At 56.8% G+C, this 17319-nt stretch carries 16 protein-coding genes and 1 CRISPR repeat array; of the genes, 11 read left to right on the top strand and 5 right to left on the bottom strand.

Annotation, left to right across the window (positions count from 1 at the left end; genetic code table 11):
- The first annotated feature begins 320 nt into the window (after positions 1–320).
- The 4 genes from L1A08_RS15820 (at position 321) to L1A08_RS15805 (ending at position 4548) form a co-directional block, all read left to right on the top strand.
- Positions 321–2372, top strand: a complete 2052-nt coding sequence (locus L1A08_RS15820) for a recombinase family protein (RefSeq protein ID WP_238757414.1) — start codon at positions 321–323, stop codon at positions 2370–2372.
- Between the two features lie 88 nt (positions 2373–2460).
- Positions 2461–2649, top strand: coding sequence for a hypothetical protein (locus L1A08_RS15815; protein ID WP_238757413.1), 189 nt, complete (start codon positions 2461–2463; stop codon positions 2647–2649).
- 104 nt (positions 2650–2753) lie between these two features.
- The gene (locus tag L1A08_RS15810; RefSeq protein WP_238757412.1) at positions 2754–4226 is read left to right on the top strand and encodes an AAA family ATPase; all 1473 of its coding nucleotides are present in this window, start codon (positions 2754–2756) and stop codon (positions 4224–4226) included.
- A 10-nt stretch (positions 4227–4236) separates the two neighbouring features.
- Positions 4237–4548, top strand: coding sequence for a methyltransferase (locus L1A08_RS15805; protein ID WP_238757411.1), 312 nt, complete (start codon positions 4237–4239; stop codon positions 4546–4548).
- A gap of 6 nt (positions 4549–4554) precedes the next feature.
- Here the strand turns inward: L1A08_RS15805 and L1A08_RS15800 are convergent, their stop codons facing one another.
- A complete protein-coding gene (locus tag L1A08_RS15800) occupies positions 4555–4776 on the bottom strand; it encodes a helix-turn-helix domain-containing protein (RefSeq protein ID WP_261362923.1) in 222 nt (73 codons plus the stop codon).
- A 110-nt stretch (positions 4777–4886) separates the two neighbouring features.
- Here L1A08_RS15800 and L1A08_RS15795 point away from each other — a divergent pair, with 110 nt between their 5' ends.
- From L1A08_RS15795 to L1A08_RS15765, 7 genes are all read left to right on the top strand, one after another.
- Complete coding sequence (locus L1A08_RS15795; protein WP_238757409.1) at positions 4887–5366, top strand: hypothetical protein; 480 nt, start codon at positions 4887–4889, stop codon at positions 5364–5366.
- Positions 5367–5450: 84 nt separating this feature from the next.
- Entirely contained in the window at positions 5451–6407 is a 957-nt protein-coding gene (locus L1A08_RS15790; RefSeq protein ID WP_238757408.1) for a hypothetical protein, read from the top strand.
- 97 nt (positions 6408–6504) lie between these two features.
- Complete coding sequence (locus L1A08_RS15785) at positions 6505–6714, top strand: hypothetical protein (protein ID WP_238757407.1); 210 nt, start codon at positions 6505–6507, stop codon at positions 6712–6714.
- 168 nt (positions 6715–6882) lie between these two features.
- The gene (locus L1A08_RS15780; protein WP_238757406.1) at positions 6883–7116 is read left to right on the top strand and encodes a MoaD/ThiS family protein; all 234 of its coding nucleotides are present in this window, start codon (positions 6883–6885) and stop codon (positions 7114–7116) included.
- A 74-nt stretch (positions 7117–7190) separates the two neighbouring features.
- Entirely contained in the window at positions 7191–8204 is a 1014-nt protein-coding gene (locus L1A08_RS15775) for a hypothetical protein (protein ID WP_238757405.1), read from the top strand.
- Positions 8113–8826: a hypothetical protein gene (locus tag L1A08_RS15770; protein WP_238757404.1), complete on the top strand. Its 714-nt coding sequence runs from the start codon at positions 8113–8115 to the stop codon at positions 8824–8826. The genes L1A08_RS15775 and L1A08_RS15770 overlap by 92 nt, the downstream gene beginning before the upstream one ends.
- A complete protein-coding gene (locus tag L1A08_RS15765; RefSeq protein WP_238757403.1) occupies positions 8813–9487 on the top strand; it encodes a HesA/MoeB/ThiF family protein in 675 nt (224 codons plus the stop codon). The genes L1A08_RS15770 and L1A08_RS15765 overlap by 14 nt, the downstream gene beginning before the upstream one ends.
- 276 nt (positions 9488–9763) lie before the next feature.
- Positions 9764–13300: direct repeats of the CRISPR family, unit length 36 nt; unit sequence GTGCTCAACGCCTTTCGGCATCATCGGAATCAACAC.
- A 264-nt stretch (positions 13301–13564) separates the two neighbouring features.
- Here L1A08_RS15765 and cas2 read toward each other — a convergent pair.
- From cas2 to cas7i, 4 genes are all read right to left on the bottom strand, one after another.
- Positions 13565–13861, bottom strand: coding sequence for a CRISPR-associated endonuclease Cas2 (cas2, locus tag L1A08_RS15760; protein WP_238757402.1), 297 nt, complete (start codon positions 13859–13861; stop codon positions 13565–13567).
- 39 nt (positions 13862–13900) lie between these two features.
- A complete protein-coding gene (locus L1A08_RS15755) occupies positions 13901–15589 on the bottom strand; it encodes a type I-MYXAN CRISPR-associated endonuclease Cas4/Cas1 (RefSeq protein ID WP_238757401.1) in 1689 nt (562 codons plus the stop codon).
- A gap of 69 nt (positions 15590–15658) precedes the next feature.
- Positions 15659–16351 carry a type I-MYXAN CRISPR-associated protein Cas5/Cmx5/DevS gene (gene cas5 / locus L1A08_RS15750; protein ID WP_238757400.1) on the bottom strand — a complete coding sequence of 231 codons (693 nt, stop codon included), beginning with the start codon at positions 16349–16351 and terminating at the stop codon, positions 15659–15661.
- A 9-nt stretch (positions 16352–16360) separates the two neighbouring features.
- The gene (gene cas7i, locus L1A08_RS15745; RefSeq protein ID WP_238757399.1) at positions 16361–17281 is read right to left on the bottom strand and encodes a type I-B CRISPR-associated protein Cas7/Cst2/DevR; all 921 of its coding nucleotides are present in this window, start codon (positions 17279–17281) and stop codon (positions 16361–16363) included.
- Positions 17282–17319 lie beyond the last annotated feature (38 nt).

Here is a 17319-nt window from a genome sequence, read left to right as displayed (position 1 = left end):
ACGGATTGAATTCGGCCATTTACATCCTCCCGAATGGGCTAGTCCGCCTAAGCATTTGATCGCCAAATTCGCTTCCCACTCTACTATGGCGGCACGTACCTCCGACAGTGATCTATTCCCGCTTGTCTGACTGCAAAAACGGGAGATTTTGCAGTCCCTGCTGTGCTTTTGGCCGGCGTTCGTCAGCCGCGAAGCTCCCGCGAATTGGGGATTGCACAATGCTCCCTGTTATTCACCGTCGGGGTGAAGTCGACGCTAAGGATGCGTTGTCCAGTCTGCCCAGCAGGTGTCAGCCCGACTCAAACATGAGGAGTTTAAATATGAGTTTCTGTCTTGTTTCTGCAGACGCTGATTTTACGCACGTCGCAGTCCACAGTTGGTGGATGCATGCGGCCTCAGCCGGGGGAGAACCCCCTGAGGGATTCAATCCCCACGCCAGTTTCGGGGATCGTTGCAAGTGGGCGATTGAAGCTGGCTATGAGATCGGCACGAACTATGTCCGCTTTAGCACGCAGATGCAACATTCTACTGAAGATCAGATTCGTGAATGTATGGTCTGGGCGGCTAACAACAAGATCTACGTGCCTCCCGAATTGATCTGCACTGACGAGGCGGTGTCGGGACGAAAGACCGCACGTGCCGGTCTCGATCGCGTAAAGGCGATTTTGGGCCGACGCCAGGCGACGGTTCTGCTGGTCTATAAATTCAGCCGTCTCTACCGGCAAGCCCACAAGGGTTTCACGTTCATCCAGGATGAAGTGGTCGAAGCAGGCCTCCGCGCCGTCAGCGTATCACAGGGTATCGATACGCAAGATAAAACGAGCTGGAAGCTCCAGCTTCAGCTTCACGGAATTTTCGACGAATTGCTGGTTGATGCCATCGGGGATCATGTCCGTGCCGGCCTCAAAGGTCTCTTCGAAAAAGGCTGGACAACCGGTGCGATTGGAGTCGGCTATCGCCCGAAGATCCTCCCGGAGGCTCCTCTGACAAATCGAGGGCTTCCACGGACGATGCCAGAAATTGACCCCGCCGCTGCCGAGTTGATTCGCGAACATGCAAGACTACTCTTGGAGGGAGTATCTGTCGAAGAAGGCTGGAAACGATGGGTGGAAGCGGGCGGGCCGTGTGATCCCCGCTCACCTGGGGGCCAGATGAGCCGCACGGCCTATCGCCGGCTCTTCACTAATAGCCGGCTGACTGGCTTGTGGGAGTTCGGCCGCAAGCGGAACGAATTTTCCAGCAAGCGGGATTATGTGCTTCAGGTCGAGCAGCCGGAGAGCGAAGTCCAGCGCATCCAGTTCGAAGAGCTCCGCATTCTGGACGACGAGACGTTCTTCGCGCTCAAGAAGAAGTTCGATGCCAAGAAGATGGGACCACGTGGCCCACGAGCCCCCAAGCAGCTTCAGCTGTGGGATCTGACCACGGAGTTCTTTTTCTGCGTCTGCTGCTCAACTCCGGAACAACCTGTTCGGTTCTACCAAGTCGGTGCACGCGGGAAGGGAATGCAGTGCAAACGTGGGGCCTTGTGTCCTTGCAAATCGGCGGTCCGACGAGAGGAAGCCGTCAAGTCGATCTGCAAGGAACTGTCCGAGCGGATCGCCAATGATGGCGACCTTATCGAGAACGCGATTACAGAGAGCCTGACCGCCGATGCTGAATTCGCGAAGGACGCCGCGGCAGAGATGACCAAAGTCGAGGAGCGGATTCGCGTACTGACCCGTCGTGCGGACGGGCTGTTGGAAATGATTGGCTCCGGATCCGAGGAGGACGACAAGCAACTGAAGGCAAAGATTCGTTCGGTTCAGGCCGAGCGAAACAATTCTTCTCTTCAGCTTGCTCATCTGAAGACGCACCAGCATAAAGCGATCGAAGCCTTGACGCCTGACTTCGCTCGCAAAACCGTGCAGGAGATGTCGACCCTGCTGCAAGCCGCAGCTGCCGGAGAGCTTGGCGAAGATGCTGTTTATAAAGCACTCGCAGTTTTCCGCGCCCTGACCGACGGAAAAATCATGGTGCACATCGAATCTCGTCCCGGACGTTCTCGCACGAACGTCAAAGGAACGTTCGAGCTGGACTTGCTTCAAAGTGTTGAACGGCTGACTGACCGTCCCAACTCGGAAAGCTCCGGTGAAACCGTGACGGTATGGCTTCGCAAGCCACCTCGACTTGACGAGTTGGCCAGCCCGGTGCACCAACTCATCGACATCGATGGACTTAGCTACCGCGAGGCCGCCAAGAAGCTGCGAGATGAAGGCCATAAAGTTAATTCCGGAAACGTTTGGTACAGCTACCGGCGTTATTACGAGATGCTTGGACAAGATCTGCCAGATGTTCCCTACAACAATGGGAACCGACGGCGACCGCGAGAGTAGCCTTACCAACCCTATTGATAACTCTTTGAATTGAGCCCCGTCCCCGCGACGGGGCTTTTTTTATGCGCATTCTTATCTGGGAGGTTCCATGGCTCTTCGCCAGGATAAAACGGAGAACATCCAATCCATTTCAACCACTGAAAGTAAGGAAGCGAAGGATCTCGAAAAGCAACGGCGGCAGCTTGCAAAACACTTGGGTTTCCTGGTCGCCGTTTACCATCGCCAGAAACAAGAGGCTATTGCTGGCCTAAATTCAGCGGCAAAACGCGGCAGGTAAACGTGAAGGACTGATTTAGCTCTTGGAACGGGCTGGGCGCCTTCGGCGATTGAGGCCCCTGATGCCCCGACCCGTTTGTTTACGTCCTCTTTCAAGGAGAACCTATGAACCTGCAGAATGATCTTTCGGAACTTGTGCGAGCCTGTTTCTCCGGGATCTGGCTCCAGAGTTTTGAGCACGACGACGCACTCCAGGAGATCGCCCGGATCTGTCATGACGAAGGCTGGAAGCTAGCCAGCTGGGATGTGGAGACGGGTCTGCACACCAGTGGCGTCGGTGATGTGGCCGGCACTTCACCGCTGGCGGCGATCCGGGCCGCTGAGCAGTTGGCGGACAGTGAGGTTCCGTCGCTGCTGGTGCTGACGAACTTTCATCGCTTTCTGGGAGCCGCGGACGTCCAGCAGGCGCTGGCTCGACAGATCATCGCCGGCAAACAAAGCCGGGTCGTGATCGTCGTGCTGGCTCCGGTGGTTCAGATCCCGATCGAGCTCGACAAACTGTTTGTTGTGGTCGAGCATGAGCTTCCTGATCGGCAGCAACTGTCGGAGATTGCCGCTGGGGTGGCGACGGAGGATGGCGAACTTCCCTCAGGGGCCGACCTGAATCTGCTGCTGGATGCCTCGGCCGGTCTTACCCGACTGGAAGCCGAGAACTCCTTCAGCCTCAGTCTGGTTCGCAGCGGTCGCCTCACCCCGGATTCGATCTGGGATCTCAAGGCGAGTACGCTCAGGAAGTCCGGTCTGCTGCAGTTGTATCGCAGCCAGGAAAACTTTGATTACCTCGGAGGTCTGGAGAGCCTCAAGGCGTTCTGTCTGCGGTCACTCTACCAGGTCAGCTCTGATGCGCGACGTCAGCCGCGAGGGGTCTTGCTGCTCGGAGTTCCCGGCACCGGTAAGTCGGCGTTCGCCAAAGCCCTCGGTGCAGAAACCGGTCGGCCGACGCTCGTGCTCGATCTCGGTTCCCTGATGGGCAGCCTTGTTGGGTCCACCGAGCAGAACATCCGCCGGGCGCTTCAACTGGCGGATGCGATGGCTCCCTGCATCCTGTTCATCGACGAACTCGAAAAAGCCCTGAGCGGATCGACCGGCTCCGGCCAGTCCGACTCCGGCGTCTCCACCCGGATGCTGGGAACACTCCTCACCTGGATGAACGACCATACCTCGAACGTCTACGTTGTTGCCACCTGCAACGACATCTCGAAAATGCCGCCGGAGTTGACCCGGGCCGAGCGGTTCGATGGGATTGTCTTTCTGGATCTGCCGGGTCGTCCGCAGAAGGATCGGATCTGGAATCAGTACCATCATTTGTTCGAGCTCGACGACAATCAGCGGCTGCCGAATGATGACCAGTGGACCGGAGCGGAAATCCGGGCTTGCTGTCGTTTGTCGGCGTTATTGGATGTGCCGCTCGTGCAGGCGGCGAACAATGTTGTCCCGGTTGCAGTGACCGCCGCCGAGTCGGTTGATTCGCTGCGTCGCTGGGCCAGTGGCCGCTGCCTCGATGCTGAGAAGGGCGGGATCTATCAGTTCACGCCGGGCCGAACGCGGCGGAAGTCCAGCGATCCCTTCAGCAACTGAGGGAGATTCCATGAACGATGTGCTGACCGACGACGATCTGGTTCTGCTGCGAGCCGCCCTGCAGTTCTGGAGCGAAGAGCTGGAGCCGCATGGGCCTTCGACCTGGCAGCCGTATCTGGATCGTCAGATTCAGGTTCGACGTGGCCGCTGTGCTGAACTCCGACAGACCCTGCTGAACTGCGAGTTACGCTACGCCGCCGTGGAGCGGGATGCTGACCGTTTTAAACAGGTTGCTCTGTACCACTCTCCTCTGGCTGCGGCGCTCTCGGCAACCAGTGATGACGCTGTGGTCGCGTTGGTTCTCATTCCCGTGACAGCCTAACGCCGCTCACAGCCCTTCCATCAGCTCGCTGATGCTGATGCCGAGCGTGTTGGCGATTCGCTCGATGTTTCTCAATGCGAGGTTTCGCTCACCCCGCTCAATCCCGCCGACGTACGTGCGATCCAGTTCACAGGCATACGCAAAGCTCTCCTGAGAGTAGCCCTGCTCCTGCCGCAGTCTTCTGACCCGCAGACCGAATCGCACCAGAATGTCCGCCTGTTTTGCCATAGCGGCATTGGACACTTGACGATGACTATCCGGCTACGGACTATGAGTATCATATCCGCTGCTGAAAACTTACCCATTCCCTCACTCTTTCACATAAAGGAGCTTTCGCCATGACCCAGGAACGCGCCTGGTATCAGGACGGCTTTATCATGATCTTCGTGGTTTTGTCGATGATTTACATCGGCTGTATGTATCTGGAGTATCAATGGTCTCAGATTCCCCGCATCTATCCCCGCCTGTCGGGGCAGGTTGTGCGTCCCATGCTGAGCATGCCAGATTTCTCGCTGGAGCTCTGGCATCAGCACGCCGGGAATCTTCGTAACGGCGTCATGTCCGTCACCCTTTCTGGAGAGTCGATCGCGGAGAACGCCAGACACCAGACTCACAGCTTTGAAGTCTGGCCGCCCAACCGGGAGAACAGCATCACGCTGAAGTTCCCACTGCAGCGATTTGATCAGGAAAGTGAGCTCAAGGTGGAAATCACCTTGACCGCCGCCAACTCTCACCCGAGCTACTCGAGCTTTGTGTGGAAGGGGGAGGACTGGACGGAAGAGACCTTTTACGGCGTTCCCCCCACCGCCGGTCAATAATCGGCGCAGCCGTTTGCTTCTGAAGCCACGTCTTCCCACGGGACGTGGTTTTCTTTATTTCCAGTCCCTGACGAGGAGAATTTCATGCAGCGTACCGCGACCGAAAGTCCTCCCGCAGAAGCTTCCGTCGAGGCCGCCCGGCGGCTCCGCGGCAGCATGACCGCCGCCCGGCTCAGCTTCACGTGGCTCGGCGTCCGCAAATCACTCAGCACCGAGCAGCGGGATCAGGCGGCCGATTCGTTTGGAGCCGAAGGCAAGTTCCTGTCGGCCGGCAAGAAGCTGCTCAATACGTCGCACCCCGCCTTCAAGAATGTGACCAGCATCAAAGGGCGGGCCATCAGCTACTGGAAGGGACTTTCGCTGCCCTATCCGGAGCCGGGCCTGCGGTTGATCCGCCGGGATCACATCACCGCCTTCGATCAGCAGATCGAGCTGTTCAAGGCCGAGCTGACTGAAGCGGTGATCGAGCTCGATGATCATTACGACGAATTGCGGTCGGCCGCTCGGGAGCGGCTTGGTGATCTGTTTGATCCCAGTGACTACCCGCCCTCACTGCTCGATGCATTTCAGATTGAGCACGACTACCCGTCCGTCGAGCCGCCGGATTATCTGCGGCAGCTCAATCCAGACGTCTACGAGCAGGAAGTGAAACGGGTGCAGGCCCGCTTCGATGAAGCTCTGCAACTGGCCGAACAGGCTTTTGTGGACGAGCTCTCGCAGTTGGTCTCACATCTGACCGAGCGGCTGAGCGGACATGACGACGGCCGCCCCAAAGTCTTCCGCGACACGGTCGTCGAGAACCTGCACGAATTCTTCCTACGGTTTCAGCTGCTCAATGTCCGCTCCAATGAACAGCTGGATGCCCTGGTCAACCAGTGTCGCCAGATCGTCGACGGCGTTCAGCCTCAAGCCCTGCGAAACGACAGCAGCCTGCGGCAACAGGTGAGCAGTCAGCTTTCTGGCGTGCAGTCGATTCTCGACGGCTTACTCGTTGATCGTCCCCGACGCCGGATCATCCGCACCTCGCGTTCGGAGAGCTGACCGAACACAACAATCCGATTCTCACTTGCCCCGGTTGACCAGCCTTGTCGCTGCTCAGCCGGGGCTTTTTTTGTGGACCTATTTGAAGGAACAACTCATGCGTCAATCTGAACTCAATCGGGCCGTGGCGTCGGTCACTGGTGAATCAATCGCCACGATCAAGCGGCTCGGCTTTCTGCTCTCTGATCCTGATACGGCATCAAGACCTGAGAGGGATTGCGGACCTGCAATGTTGGACTGGGATGACTGTCTCATCGCCGATGACGACATCCTGGCCGACATCGCTCCAGAATCCCTGGTGGCGTGAGGTCATGACCAGCACGACCAAACGCCAGCCACGTCGAACCTGGATCGCGGCCTCCCGAATCTGTCACCGCAGCAAACGGCACAAGGGGCGGCGACAACCTCGCCCGAAGCCCCGTCCGCAGCGGCGGCACTCACTTGTTTCTCACTGACTCGCACGAAGGAAACTCTCATGAAGGTCCTCTTTATCAACAACGATGGCGGCGGTTTTGCAGACTACGTCGAAGTTCCCGCCGGCATGACCGTGATGCAGCTCTTCGAGCGACACACCGGCTCCAGCAAGGCTCACAACTATCTCATCCGGGTCAACCGCCAACCTTGCTCGGCCGACCAGGTGCTGCAGGAAGGTGACCGGGTGTCGTTCACGCCGACGAAGATTGAGGGGGCGGCAGCTCCACAGTCGTGATCCCGGTCCACTTGTTAATTCCTTAGCCGTCCAGTCACCACGCTGGGCGGCCATTTGCTTTGAAAGGAAAGACCATGACTCCGATGGACCAATCACTCCTGCGGGTGGCGATTGAAATCAGCAGTCAGTTGAACATGGTGACCGATCGCGGAGCGATCTGGCTACCGGAACAACGCTGGCTGCAGCTTGTACGACTTCGGCGGCGGTATGAGCTGGCCCGGCAAAGAAAGTGGCATCACGCCGCTAATCTAACCTTCAACCAGCTCCAGCACGTGTTGAAGTCCCTGCAGCAGGATCTACTTCCGTTGAATGCAGCGATTGAAGCGACGCCTCGCATGGTGACCGCTTCCGCCCGCGAGATCCTGGCCGACCTGCGGGCTCTACAGGACGAGTTCGAGGACGTCACGATCGATCGCAAGCAGAAAGAGATTGCCGTTACAACGGAGTCAATCTGCCTGCAGAACATCGACCTCGGACGCTTCGAGATCCGACTGAACTACGCCAACTACAGCGATGATGCCGGGCAATACCAGGTGATCGCGCTGGAACCCAACCCGGCCTGCTCCAACGACAGTGTCACACATCCTCACGTCCAGGATGAAGACCTCTGTGAAGGCGAAGGTCACGCGACGATCGACATCGCGCTGCGGCAGGGGCGACTGTATGACTTCTTCACAATCGTGGCCAACCTGCTGCGGACCTACAACGACAGCAGTCCCTATGTCGCCCTCTCGGCGTGGCAGGCCGTCAACTGTATGGACTGCGGCCACGCCATGGATGCCGACGAAGGCTCGGACTGCGAGAAGTGCGATACGCCCGTCTGCGAAGACTGTTCCGTGACCTGTCCCGACTGCCATCGCAACTTCTGCTGTGGGTGTACCAGCGAATGCGAAGGCTGCTCCGAGCGCTTCTGCCATAGCTGTCTGATAACGTGCGCCGACTGCGACGCCGATTTCTGCTCCTCCTGCCTGACCAATGAAAGGTGCGAATACTGCGATGAACAACAAAACGAAGAAAAGACGGAGTCCACAACTCCCATCGCTGCAGTTCAGTCCGACGGCCTGGGCGAAGCTGCTGTTTCTGCGTGAATATGGAGACACGGAAGTCGGCGGCTTCGGGATCTCCGCCGCAGATGACCTGCTGCTGATCGAGGATATCCAGCTGGTACGGCAAACCTGCTCCTGGGCTCATGTGGCCTTTGAGGATGACGCCGTCGCCGAGTTCTTCGACGAGCAGGTCGATGCCGGGCGGAAACCAGAACAGTTTGCCCGGGTGTGGATTCACACGCATCCGGGAGATTGCCCTCAGCCAAGCGGAGTCGACGAAGAAACGTTTGAGCGAGTCTTCGGGAACGCGGAGTGGGCCGTGATGTTCATCCTCGCTCGCGGAGGTGACTGCTACGCTCGCCTGCGATTCAATAGCGGTCCCGGTGGTGAAACTGAACTGCCAATCGAGCTCGACTATGGTCGAGAGTTCAACGGCAGTGACTTTGATGCCTGGGAGATTGAATACCTGCAGAGCGTGGACGTCGAAGAGCCAGCGGCAGTCGCCCGCAGCCGAGCCGCGACCGACAAACCAGTCCGGCGAAGGAACGCGGACGACCGTGATCAATCCCACGAACTGGCCTGCTCAGTCGACTGGGAAGACGAATGGCTGTCCGAGTTCAGTTTTGCTCATCGAAGCGAGGAGGAGTGCGATGACAACTTCTGAAGAGGTTCCGGATCGCTTCAGTCGACAGCAGGACTTGGTGCCCCAAGGCCGTCTGTCCGAAATCACGGTGACTGTGATCGGAGTTGGCGCGATCGGGCGGCAGGTCGCTCTACAGCTGGCATCGATTGGAGCTCGGAAATTGCAGCTGATCGATTTCGACACCGTCGATTTGACGAACATCACGACTCAAGGATACCTGCGAGGCGATATCGGTCATCCAAAGATTATAGCGACGGCAGCAGCCATCTCCGGAATCGATCCCTCGATCGAACTCGAACTGATTCAGGACCGGTTTCGACCGAAGCAACAGGTCGGCGAAGCGGTATTCTGCTGCGTGGATTCAATCGCTGCCCGGGCAGCGATCTGGCGAGCGGTTGGTCCACGCTGCTCATTTTGGGCGGATGGTCGCATGCTGGGAGAAGTCATCAGGGTACTGACGGCCTCAGATCCCGACAGCAATTGGCACTACAGGGACACGTTCTTCGATCAAGCGGATGCCCACTGCGGAACATGCACGTCGAAAAGCACGATATACGCGGCCAGCATTGCTGCTGGCATGATGACGCATCAATTCACTCGCTGGCTTCGAGGCCTTTCCACCGACCGTGATACGACTCTCAACCTTCTCGCGGCGGAATGGACTCTTACTGAGATGTTATGATGCAATCGTACCATAAAGGAATCGACGAATGAAAGAAGTTCCCACTATGCCCTTCTGGATCACGATCCGCTGGTACGGGGTCGGGAAAACGCGGGGCAATCGTGATCGCTTCTTCTTAAAACGCGGAATTCGCTACTAGACTAACGCCACTGAATTGACATGGAGTAACCATAGGGCCGCCTTCGGGCGGCCCTGTGCTCTTTCTTTTAGCCATCAGCAATTCGGGTATCGCTTAGGCAACGAACTATTTGATGCGATGCTATTCCAGACCAATTGGTGCTCAACGCCTTTCGGCATCATCGGAATCAACACCGGTCGATCTCCTCCATCAGCTGAGTCTGTTTCGCGTGCTCAACGCCTTTCGGCATCATCGGAATCAACACACATCCACGTCGGACGGCTTGAGGTCGCACTTAACGTGCTCAACGCCTTTCGGCATCATCGGAATCAACACGTGGCTGCCACCCGGCGGCGTCAGCGGCTGCCTGTAGATGTGCTCAACGCCTTTCGGCATCATCGGAATCAACACCCGGTCCCAACCTCCCCAAGCAACTTTCCGAGTGTGTGCTCAACGCCTTTCGGCATCATCGGAATCAACACGCCTCTCTGCTGTGAGAGTATTCGCAGCCTGCTTAGTGCTCAACGCCTTTCGGCATCATCGGAATCAACACGTCTTTCGAACGACCTGGTCGCACCACGTCAATTGGTGCTCAACGCCTTTCGGCATCATCGGAATCAACACAAGGTATCCGTAGACGGCCCCGCCTTTGTCGTACGGTGCTCAACGCCTTTCGGCATCATCGGAATCAACACGATAAAGTGCTCCGCCGACGCCTGTTCCAGAGTCACCAGTGCTCAACGCCTTTCGGCATCATCGGAATCAACACACCTTCCAATGATTCACGTCGGCCATGACGTACCGGTGCTCAACGCCTTTCGGCATCATCGGAATCAACACCCTGTGTTTGTGCGGACGGAAGACGGGCTTGGTGAGTGCTCAACGCCTTTCGGCATCATCGGAATCAACACGAACCTTCGACGCTCATACCACTGCGTGCTGTAGTGTGCTCAACGCCTTTCGGCATCATCGGAATCAACACACCATCTACATCAACGGCGAACGTGTCGAGTGCTGTGCTCAACGCCTTTCGGCATCATCGGAATCAACACGAGTTGCGATAGATGGTCACACCCCCCGTCCTGCAGTGCTCAACGCCTTTCGGCATCATCGGAATCAACACGAGAAGGAACTGGCGAAACTGTCATGAGTACCAGGTGCTCAACGCCTTTCGGCATCATCGGAATCAACACAGGCTCATCTCGAATCGGCCCCGCTCACTCGTGGTGTGCTCAACGCCTTTCGGCATCATCGGAATCAACACCACGGATCGACTGCACATCCGTGGCACCGAACAGGTGCTCAACGCCTTTCGGCATCATCGGAATCAACACAGCTCGTCCTTCCAATCACCAGCCATCGCGGCACGGTGTGCTCAACGCCTTTCGGCATCATCGGAATCAACACGAAAACCGCCGCGGCGTCCTGCCGCGGCGTTCGTGTGCTCAACGCCTTTCGGCATCATCGGAATCAACACCGTATCGGGACACGATCATCGATTTGGTTGTCGTTGTGCTCAACGCCTTTCGGCATCATCGGAATCAACACAGGAGAACAATACGCATCTCCCGACTCCGGGAATCTAGTGCTCAACGCCTTTCGGCATCATCGGAATCAACACTCCGGGACGCTGTCCTGCAAGGGGGTGGCCTCGAGTGCTCAACGCCTTTCGGCATCATCGGAATCAACACTACGGCAACCACGAGGAACGCGTCGAGCGGTGGTGGTGCTCAACGCCTTTCGGCATCATCGGAATCAACACAGCCGTTCCGCCACCATGCCATCGCCTGCCCGATCCGTGCTCAACGCCTTTCGGCATCATCGGAATCAACACAACAAATCCACGAGAGCCGAGAACCATGTCATCGGGTGCTCAACGCCTTTCGGCATCATCGGAATCAACACGTTGGTCTTCGCCTGATCAATCGCGTATTTCACCTGGTGCTCAACGCCTTTCGGCATCATCGGAATCAACACCCGTACCCGACTTCACGCCAGACGCCCCGCTTGATCGGTGCTCAACGCCTTTCGGCATCATCGGAATCAACACGCGACTGCAACTGTTGCTTTTGCTTTTGCTTTTCCGTGCTCAACGCCTTTCGGCATCATCGGAATCAACACGCCAGAGAAGCGGTGGGAACCGCCAGTGGAATCAGGTGCTCAACGCCTTTCGGCATCATCGGAATCAACACGTAGGCGTTCCCCGCGAACGCAGGCAGGTTGTCCGGTGCTCAACGCCTTTCGGCATCATCGGAATCAACACCTACGTCGCCGGGGTGTCAGAATCGCCATTGTCGCGTGCTCAACGCCTTTCGGCATCATCGGAATCAACACATCCCTCTTGTAACACAAGACAATATCCCCTGATCCGTGCTCAACGCCTTTCGGCATCATCGGAATCAACACCTGCTCCGCCGCGACCTTGATCTTCACTCTCGCGTGTGCTCAACGCCTTTCGGCATCATCGGAATCAACACCCAGTCCACGAATCACCGGTATTACGTCCCCTGTCCTGTGCTCAACGCCTTTCGGCATCATCGGAATCAACACGATATTGTGTCGGCCATTCTGGGGACCGGAGCGTTGTGCTCAACGCCTTTCGGCATCATCGGAATCAACACCGGCCGGGATCTCGCTCCCGTGCTCGGAATTGTCTCGTGCTCAACGCCTTTCGGCATCATCGGAATCAACACTTTCCCGCGATCCCGGTACAAGTCACAGAGGGATGTGTGCTCAACGCCTTTCGGCATCATCGGAATCAACACGCAGCATAGTCCGTCCGCTCACCTGTGGCCAGATGTGCTCAACGCCTTTCGGCATCATCGGAATCAACACGGTCGCACGGAGAACGCGACGGTCGCGACTTCGATTGTGCTCAACGCCTTTCGGCATCATCGGAATCAACACCTCGTCCGGGTGATGCGTGGCCTCTGCGGCCAGTTCCTGTGCTCAACGCCTTTCGGCATCATCGGAATCAACACTTTGTAAATCGAGCCTTCACCGTTAGCTCTCTTCGTGTGCTCAACGCCTTTCGGCATCATCGGAATCAACACGAACCATTCTTCGTCGACCAGCCTTCGTCTTTCGCGTGCTCAACGCCTTTCGGCATCATCGGAATCAACACCTCCGCAGGAACCACCGAATCCAGCCGGCCCACTTGTGCTCAACGCCTTTCGGCATCATCGGAATCAACACGTAAGCCGCGTTTTCCTTCTCCAGCTGCTCCTGAATGTGCTCAACGCCTTTCGGCATCATCGGAATCAACACATTGGGATGTCGTTGACGCGGCTCGCGTTGTCCAGTGCTCAACGCCTTTCGGCATCATCGGAATCAACACGCCTCAGCCTCTTGGAAGGGGAACACCTCTGGTGCTTGTGCTCAACGCCTTTCGGCATCATCGGAATCAACACCACACCACCGCGAGGTGTCTGGCAGGCGGCGTTCTGGTGCTCAACGCCTTTCGGCATCATCGGAATCAACACGACAGTGCACCTGCCATACCGAGTCAAACCTGTTCGTGCTCAACGCCTTTCGGCATCATCGGAATCAACACGTGATTAAATCCCACGACCAGAAAGGATTCATCAGGTGCTCAACGCCTTTCGGCATCATCGGAATCAACACCTGGCTCGACGACGACGAGTGGCAGAACCTTCAGGGTGCTCAACGCCTTTCGGCATCATCGGAATCAACACAGCATTCGCTGTAACCCAGCGTTAGTTAAGAAGATAAGGCAGGTCAAATCACGCAGCAACTGACGAGGGTGGAAATCGACTTGTCGTGGACTTCGAATTCTGAACGTCCGGTGCTGTTCAAAGCAATAATTGAGGGTCTTTATGGACCACAGCATCGATTCAAGCATGTCGACGGCACCGAAGTATTTCCAACTGCTTTCCCCACGAGGAGATGTGGTAATCATGTTCTCGATGTGCGATACCATGCTCAGGTCCATGATTGGATTAAATGACTCGAAATGAAGGGAGCGGTTCGGCCCACGAGCTCTGGTCTCCCGTGGAGTGAATGGGAACTCGCCCGGCACAACTCGGGCAGAGCGGAATCACCAGTAAGTCATCCTCACCTGTCATGAGTTGGTTCAATTCCCAGTGCAGCTTCTCCAGGGTCGGGCGATCGAGTCGGCACCGGAAGACGCTATATTGCACTCGATTGCCGTAAGCTTCCAGCTTCTGTGCGACTTTTCTCAGCCGCTTCGGATCGCGTACATCGTAGCTGATGAGATGCCAATGTTTAGCAGACATGCGACTCTCCTCTGAAAGGTAGCGGAACAGGAAACGCTCCTATCGGAGACGCCATTGGGCGAACAATCCGGGTGACTCGGTCCATTCTTTTTCCAGGAGCCGCACTTCGAGTTCGACCAGCCGAGCAAACGTTAGAGATTTCCCCATCAACGGGTGCTTGTAAGACTCCTGCAATCGTTGCTCGAACAGTCCGATCGCCTTCTTGCGCCCTTCTTGCGATAGCCAGACTTGCGCACCAGCGATGGAAAAATCCTCGTCGGTTTTCCATTGCAAGCGATTGACGCTACCAATCAAAGGAACTTCCCAGAGGGATGTCCGGAACAATTCCATCAGATCGAGAACGAGCGGATGGGCCGCCGAGCGGGGCTGATGCAGGAAGCCAAGCGAGGCTTCGAGTCCGACCTCCGTAATGCTGCGATGCACGGTCGCCTGGATGAGTGAATAGCCATAGCTGAGCAGAGCGTTGAAGCGGTCGGTTGGCGGGCGTCGCGTACGGCCGGTTGGTCGCAATTCGTCGGGCACTGACTGTCCCAGAAGAACGGGAAGGGCCGCGAAATACTGCTTGGCCGCCATGCCTTCCAATCCTCGAAGAGTTTCCAGCGACGGGGAACTGCTGGACTTCTTGACGCATTCGCGAATGCGGTCAATGGATGGTTGAATCTGTTCTCGTTTGGCAGCTTCGCTACGGGTCGATCTCAGCAGGTATTTGAGCTGGTTCTCGATCTTGCAGTGAACGAGTGCCTTCGCGAGCCGGAGGCAATTGTCGGGTCGCGCGAGCGCCCGATACTGACGAATTCTCTGCTGAACTCGCCCGGGAGAGTTGGTCAGGCCCGCGGTGAAACGTCCTCCATACGACATCCATTCAATACCGACGCCTTTCCAGGCACAGAGGTGGATGGCCTGCGTGGTTACCTGTCCGTGTCCGTGAATCACTAGCGTGTCGACCTGTTCGATGGGCAAAACCTGATCACCCTCCTCTGTCTTGACCACCAGGCTTTCTCCCCGCCGAGTGACGTAGGCCTTTTGAGCCGTCACGTGCAGCGTTTGCCGTTCACGATTGCTGGGATACGCGCCGGCTTCCGGCGACGATGTATCGGAGGCAGTCTCGCCTCTGTTCTCAAGCAGCCGCTCTTCCTCCGGCAGACAGACCGGCGCTAGAGAACAGCGCGTGCAGAGCCGTTCATTCTCCGTCACGGCGGGACGACCGACAGTGTTGCGAAGATGGTCTGCTCGTGTCACAGCTGTGCGAAGATCATCGCGTGCCTGCTGGTCGATCTGCACGAAAGCCGTCGCCTTGTCCGCGTGATATCGGATACGGGCCTCGGGAACAGACTCGCCAAAGTGTTCCTCCAGCAACACGGCATAGGCAACAGCTTGAATGCGATCGCTGTCCCAGGCCAACGGCTCCTTATTATCTCCGCGCCGGCAGCGGCCGCGTTTGTGCTCATACACGACCCACTTGCCATCCCGCCGCCTCACGGCATCGACCTTGCCAAAGAGCCCCCATTGATCGCTGGACAGTTCCAGTGATCGCTTCTCTGGTGTCTCATCATCAAGACCCGCCACATCATCGTGCAGCCGTCGCCCGGCGTAGACGTTGGCGTCGGCAACGCGAATCTCTTCTACTTCCTCCAGATAGAATAACCGCTCGCAGTACAGCAAGGCATGCAATGCCATGACACGCAGCGGGGGATCGATTGAACGGTCGGCAGTAGAGGAAACAATCATGTTGTCATCTCCAGGGCTATTCTCCGTCCCTGGAGATGGGCATGAAATAATTGCGGGAATTTGCGGGAATTACTGAGAGACCGTCGAGTCGTTTTCGGGCGAGATTTGCGGCATCCGTCCAGATTCCGGAGTCTGAATCGATCCTGGAATAAGGCTTCCCCGCACGTACCTGGTTCCTTGTGAGCCAACGTGATCGACCCACACGGGGAGCGACAGATTTCCTTTTGGGTCCAACTCGAAACGCCGTGCCGAAACCGGATGCTTTTGCCGCGCCAACCAGCGTTCGATTTCGACAACTTCATCAACCAGATGCGTGCTTTCTCCCAGACTTAACCCTCCAAACCGCTGGATGTTGCCTGGGCTTGTGAGCGCTTCCTGCACGCGCTGCTCAAGCGTCCGTTCGCATGTCTCGCCAGAAGAATCAAGCCAGATGACCAGGTGGATATTGGACAGTAATTGTTGATAATCAGGTCGCGTATTGCCAGCTGAGCCCAACGGTTTGCTCTTCACTCGCCAGACTGTCCGCAGGACGACACTAAGATCTGACGTAAACTGTCCCGGCATCTCATCCGGGTTTAAGGAAAAGACGATTGAAGGACTGACTCGGCAGCCGATGTGATTCTCACGATCGGTCTCACCCACCAGCGAGAGAAAGAAGCCGTAACACATGGATGGCGGTGGAAGGAGTTCGGTTTCCAGATATTCCCGGGCTCGCCCCCGTCGGAAACAGGCGATGGGCACACTGACGTAAAGTCCCAGCATGACAGGTTCCTAAACATTGAGAGATTGCTGCAGTGATTCACAGGCAATTTGAATTGCACCCCGGACTCCACTCACCTGAGAGACGCCATTATCGCGCAGTGATTGTGACAGTTCGGAATCAAGGTCGCTCACCCCAACCACCAGTTCATCAGCGAGAACGTCTCCGACTTCGATGCGTTTAATGAGAGCCGATGCCGTGACTGTCGCTCCACTGTCATCGGAGTTAAAACAATAGAGCAATCTGGGGGCGGGATCTCGCGTGATGCGAATAATGATTGCTTCAGGCGAGAAATCGAACAGAAAACGACCGTGATTCCCTGCGACCGTCCGTAGAGAGCCTACTGCTTCCAGTGCTTTTGCAGCTCGACTCTTGTCGCGCAGGCGCTCTGGAGTCAATGCCAGGCCGAACTGGTACCGAGTCGCATGGACTTCAGTGCCATAGGGAACGGGATTCTTGTTTCTGTCTTCACCTTTGGAGGCGGACGGAGTGGCGCCGGGCGACGCGGCATTGAAGGTCACATCACCGTACCAGGGAGTTAGCGAGACTGCCCGGGTAATTTCGAGCACAGCACGGCGGACATTGGCCGATCCCTTGCCTTTCTCGTCTTTGGCCGCTTCGGCGGTCATGAATCCAAGGAGATCGTCGTCGATGAAGGTCTTTCCCTTTTCGTCGTTCCAGCCGTCAAACGTATGGTCTTTCCATTCGTTAGCGCGGGCATCTTCGTTCCAATGGCGATTAGTTCCTGACTTTTCAGCATCTGCGAGTAACCGCCGCAGTGCGAAGCGGATGGCTTCCGCACTGACAGTGCTGTGTGGTTCTCCCTTCCAGATCAGTTTCTGTAAGGTGGTGATGTAGCCCTCTGTTTCAGCGCGATTGTTTGCGGCTGTTCCAAAGGGAGTGACGACATTCGCAAAGAGATGAAGTGACATGATGAGGCCTGTTCGAGACTTGGGTTGGGCAATATTTC

The organism is Rubinisphaera margarita (genome assembly GCF_022267515.1).
Classification (GTDB): domain Bacteria; phylum Planctomycetota; class Planctomycetia; order Planctomycetales; family Planctomycetaceae; genus Rubinisphaera; species Rubinisphaera margarita.
The sequence above is the reverse complement of the archived record's forward strand: the minus strand, read 5'-3'. Positions and strand labels throughout refer to the sequence as shown.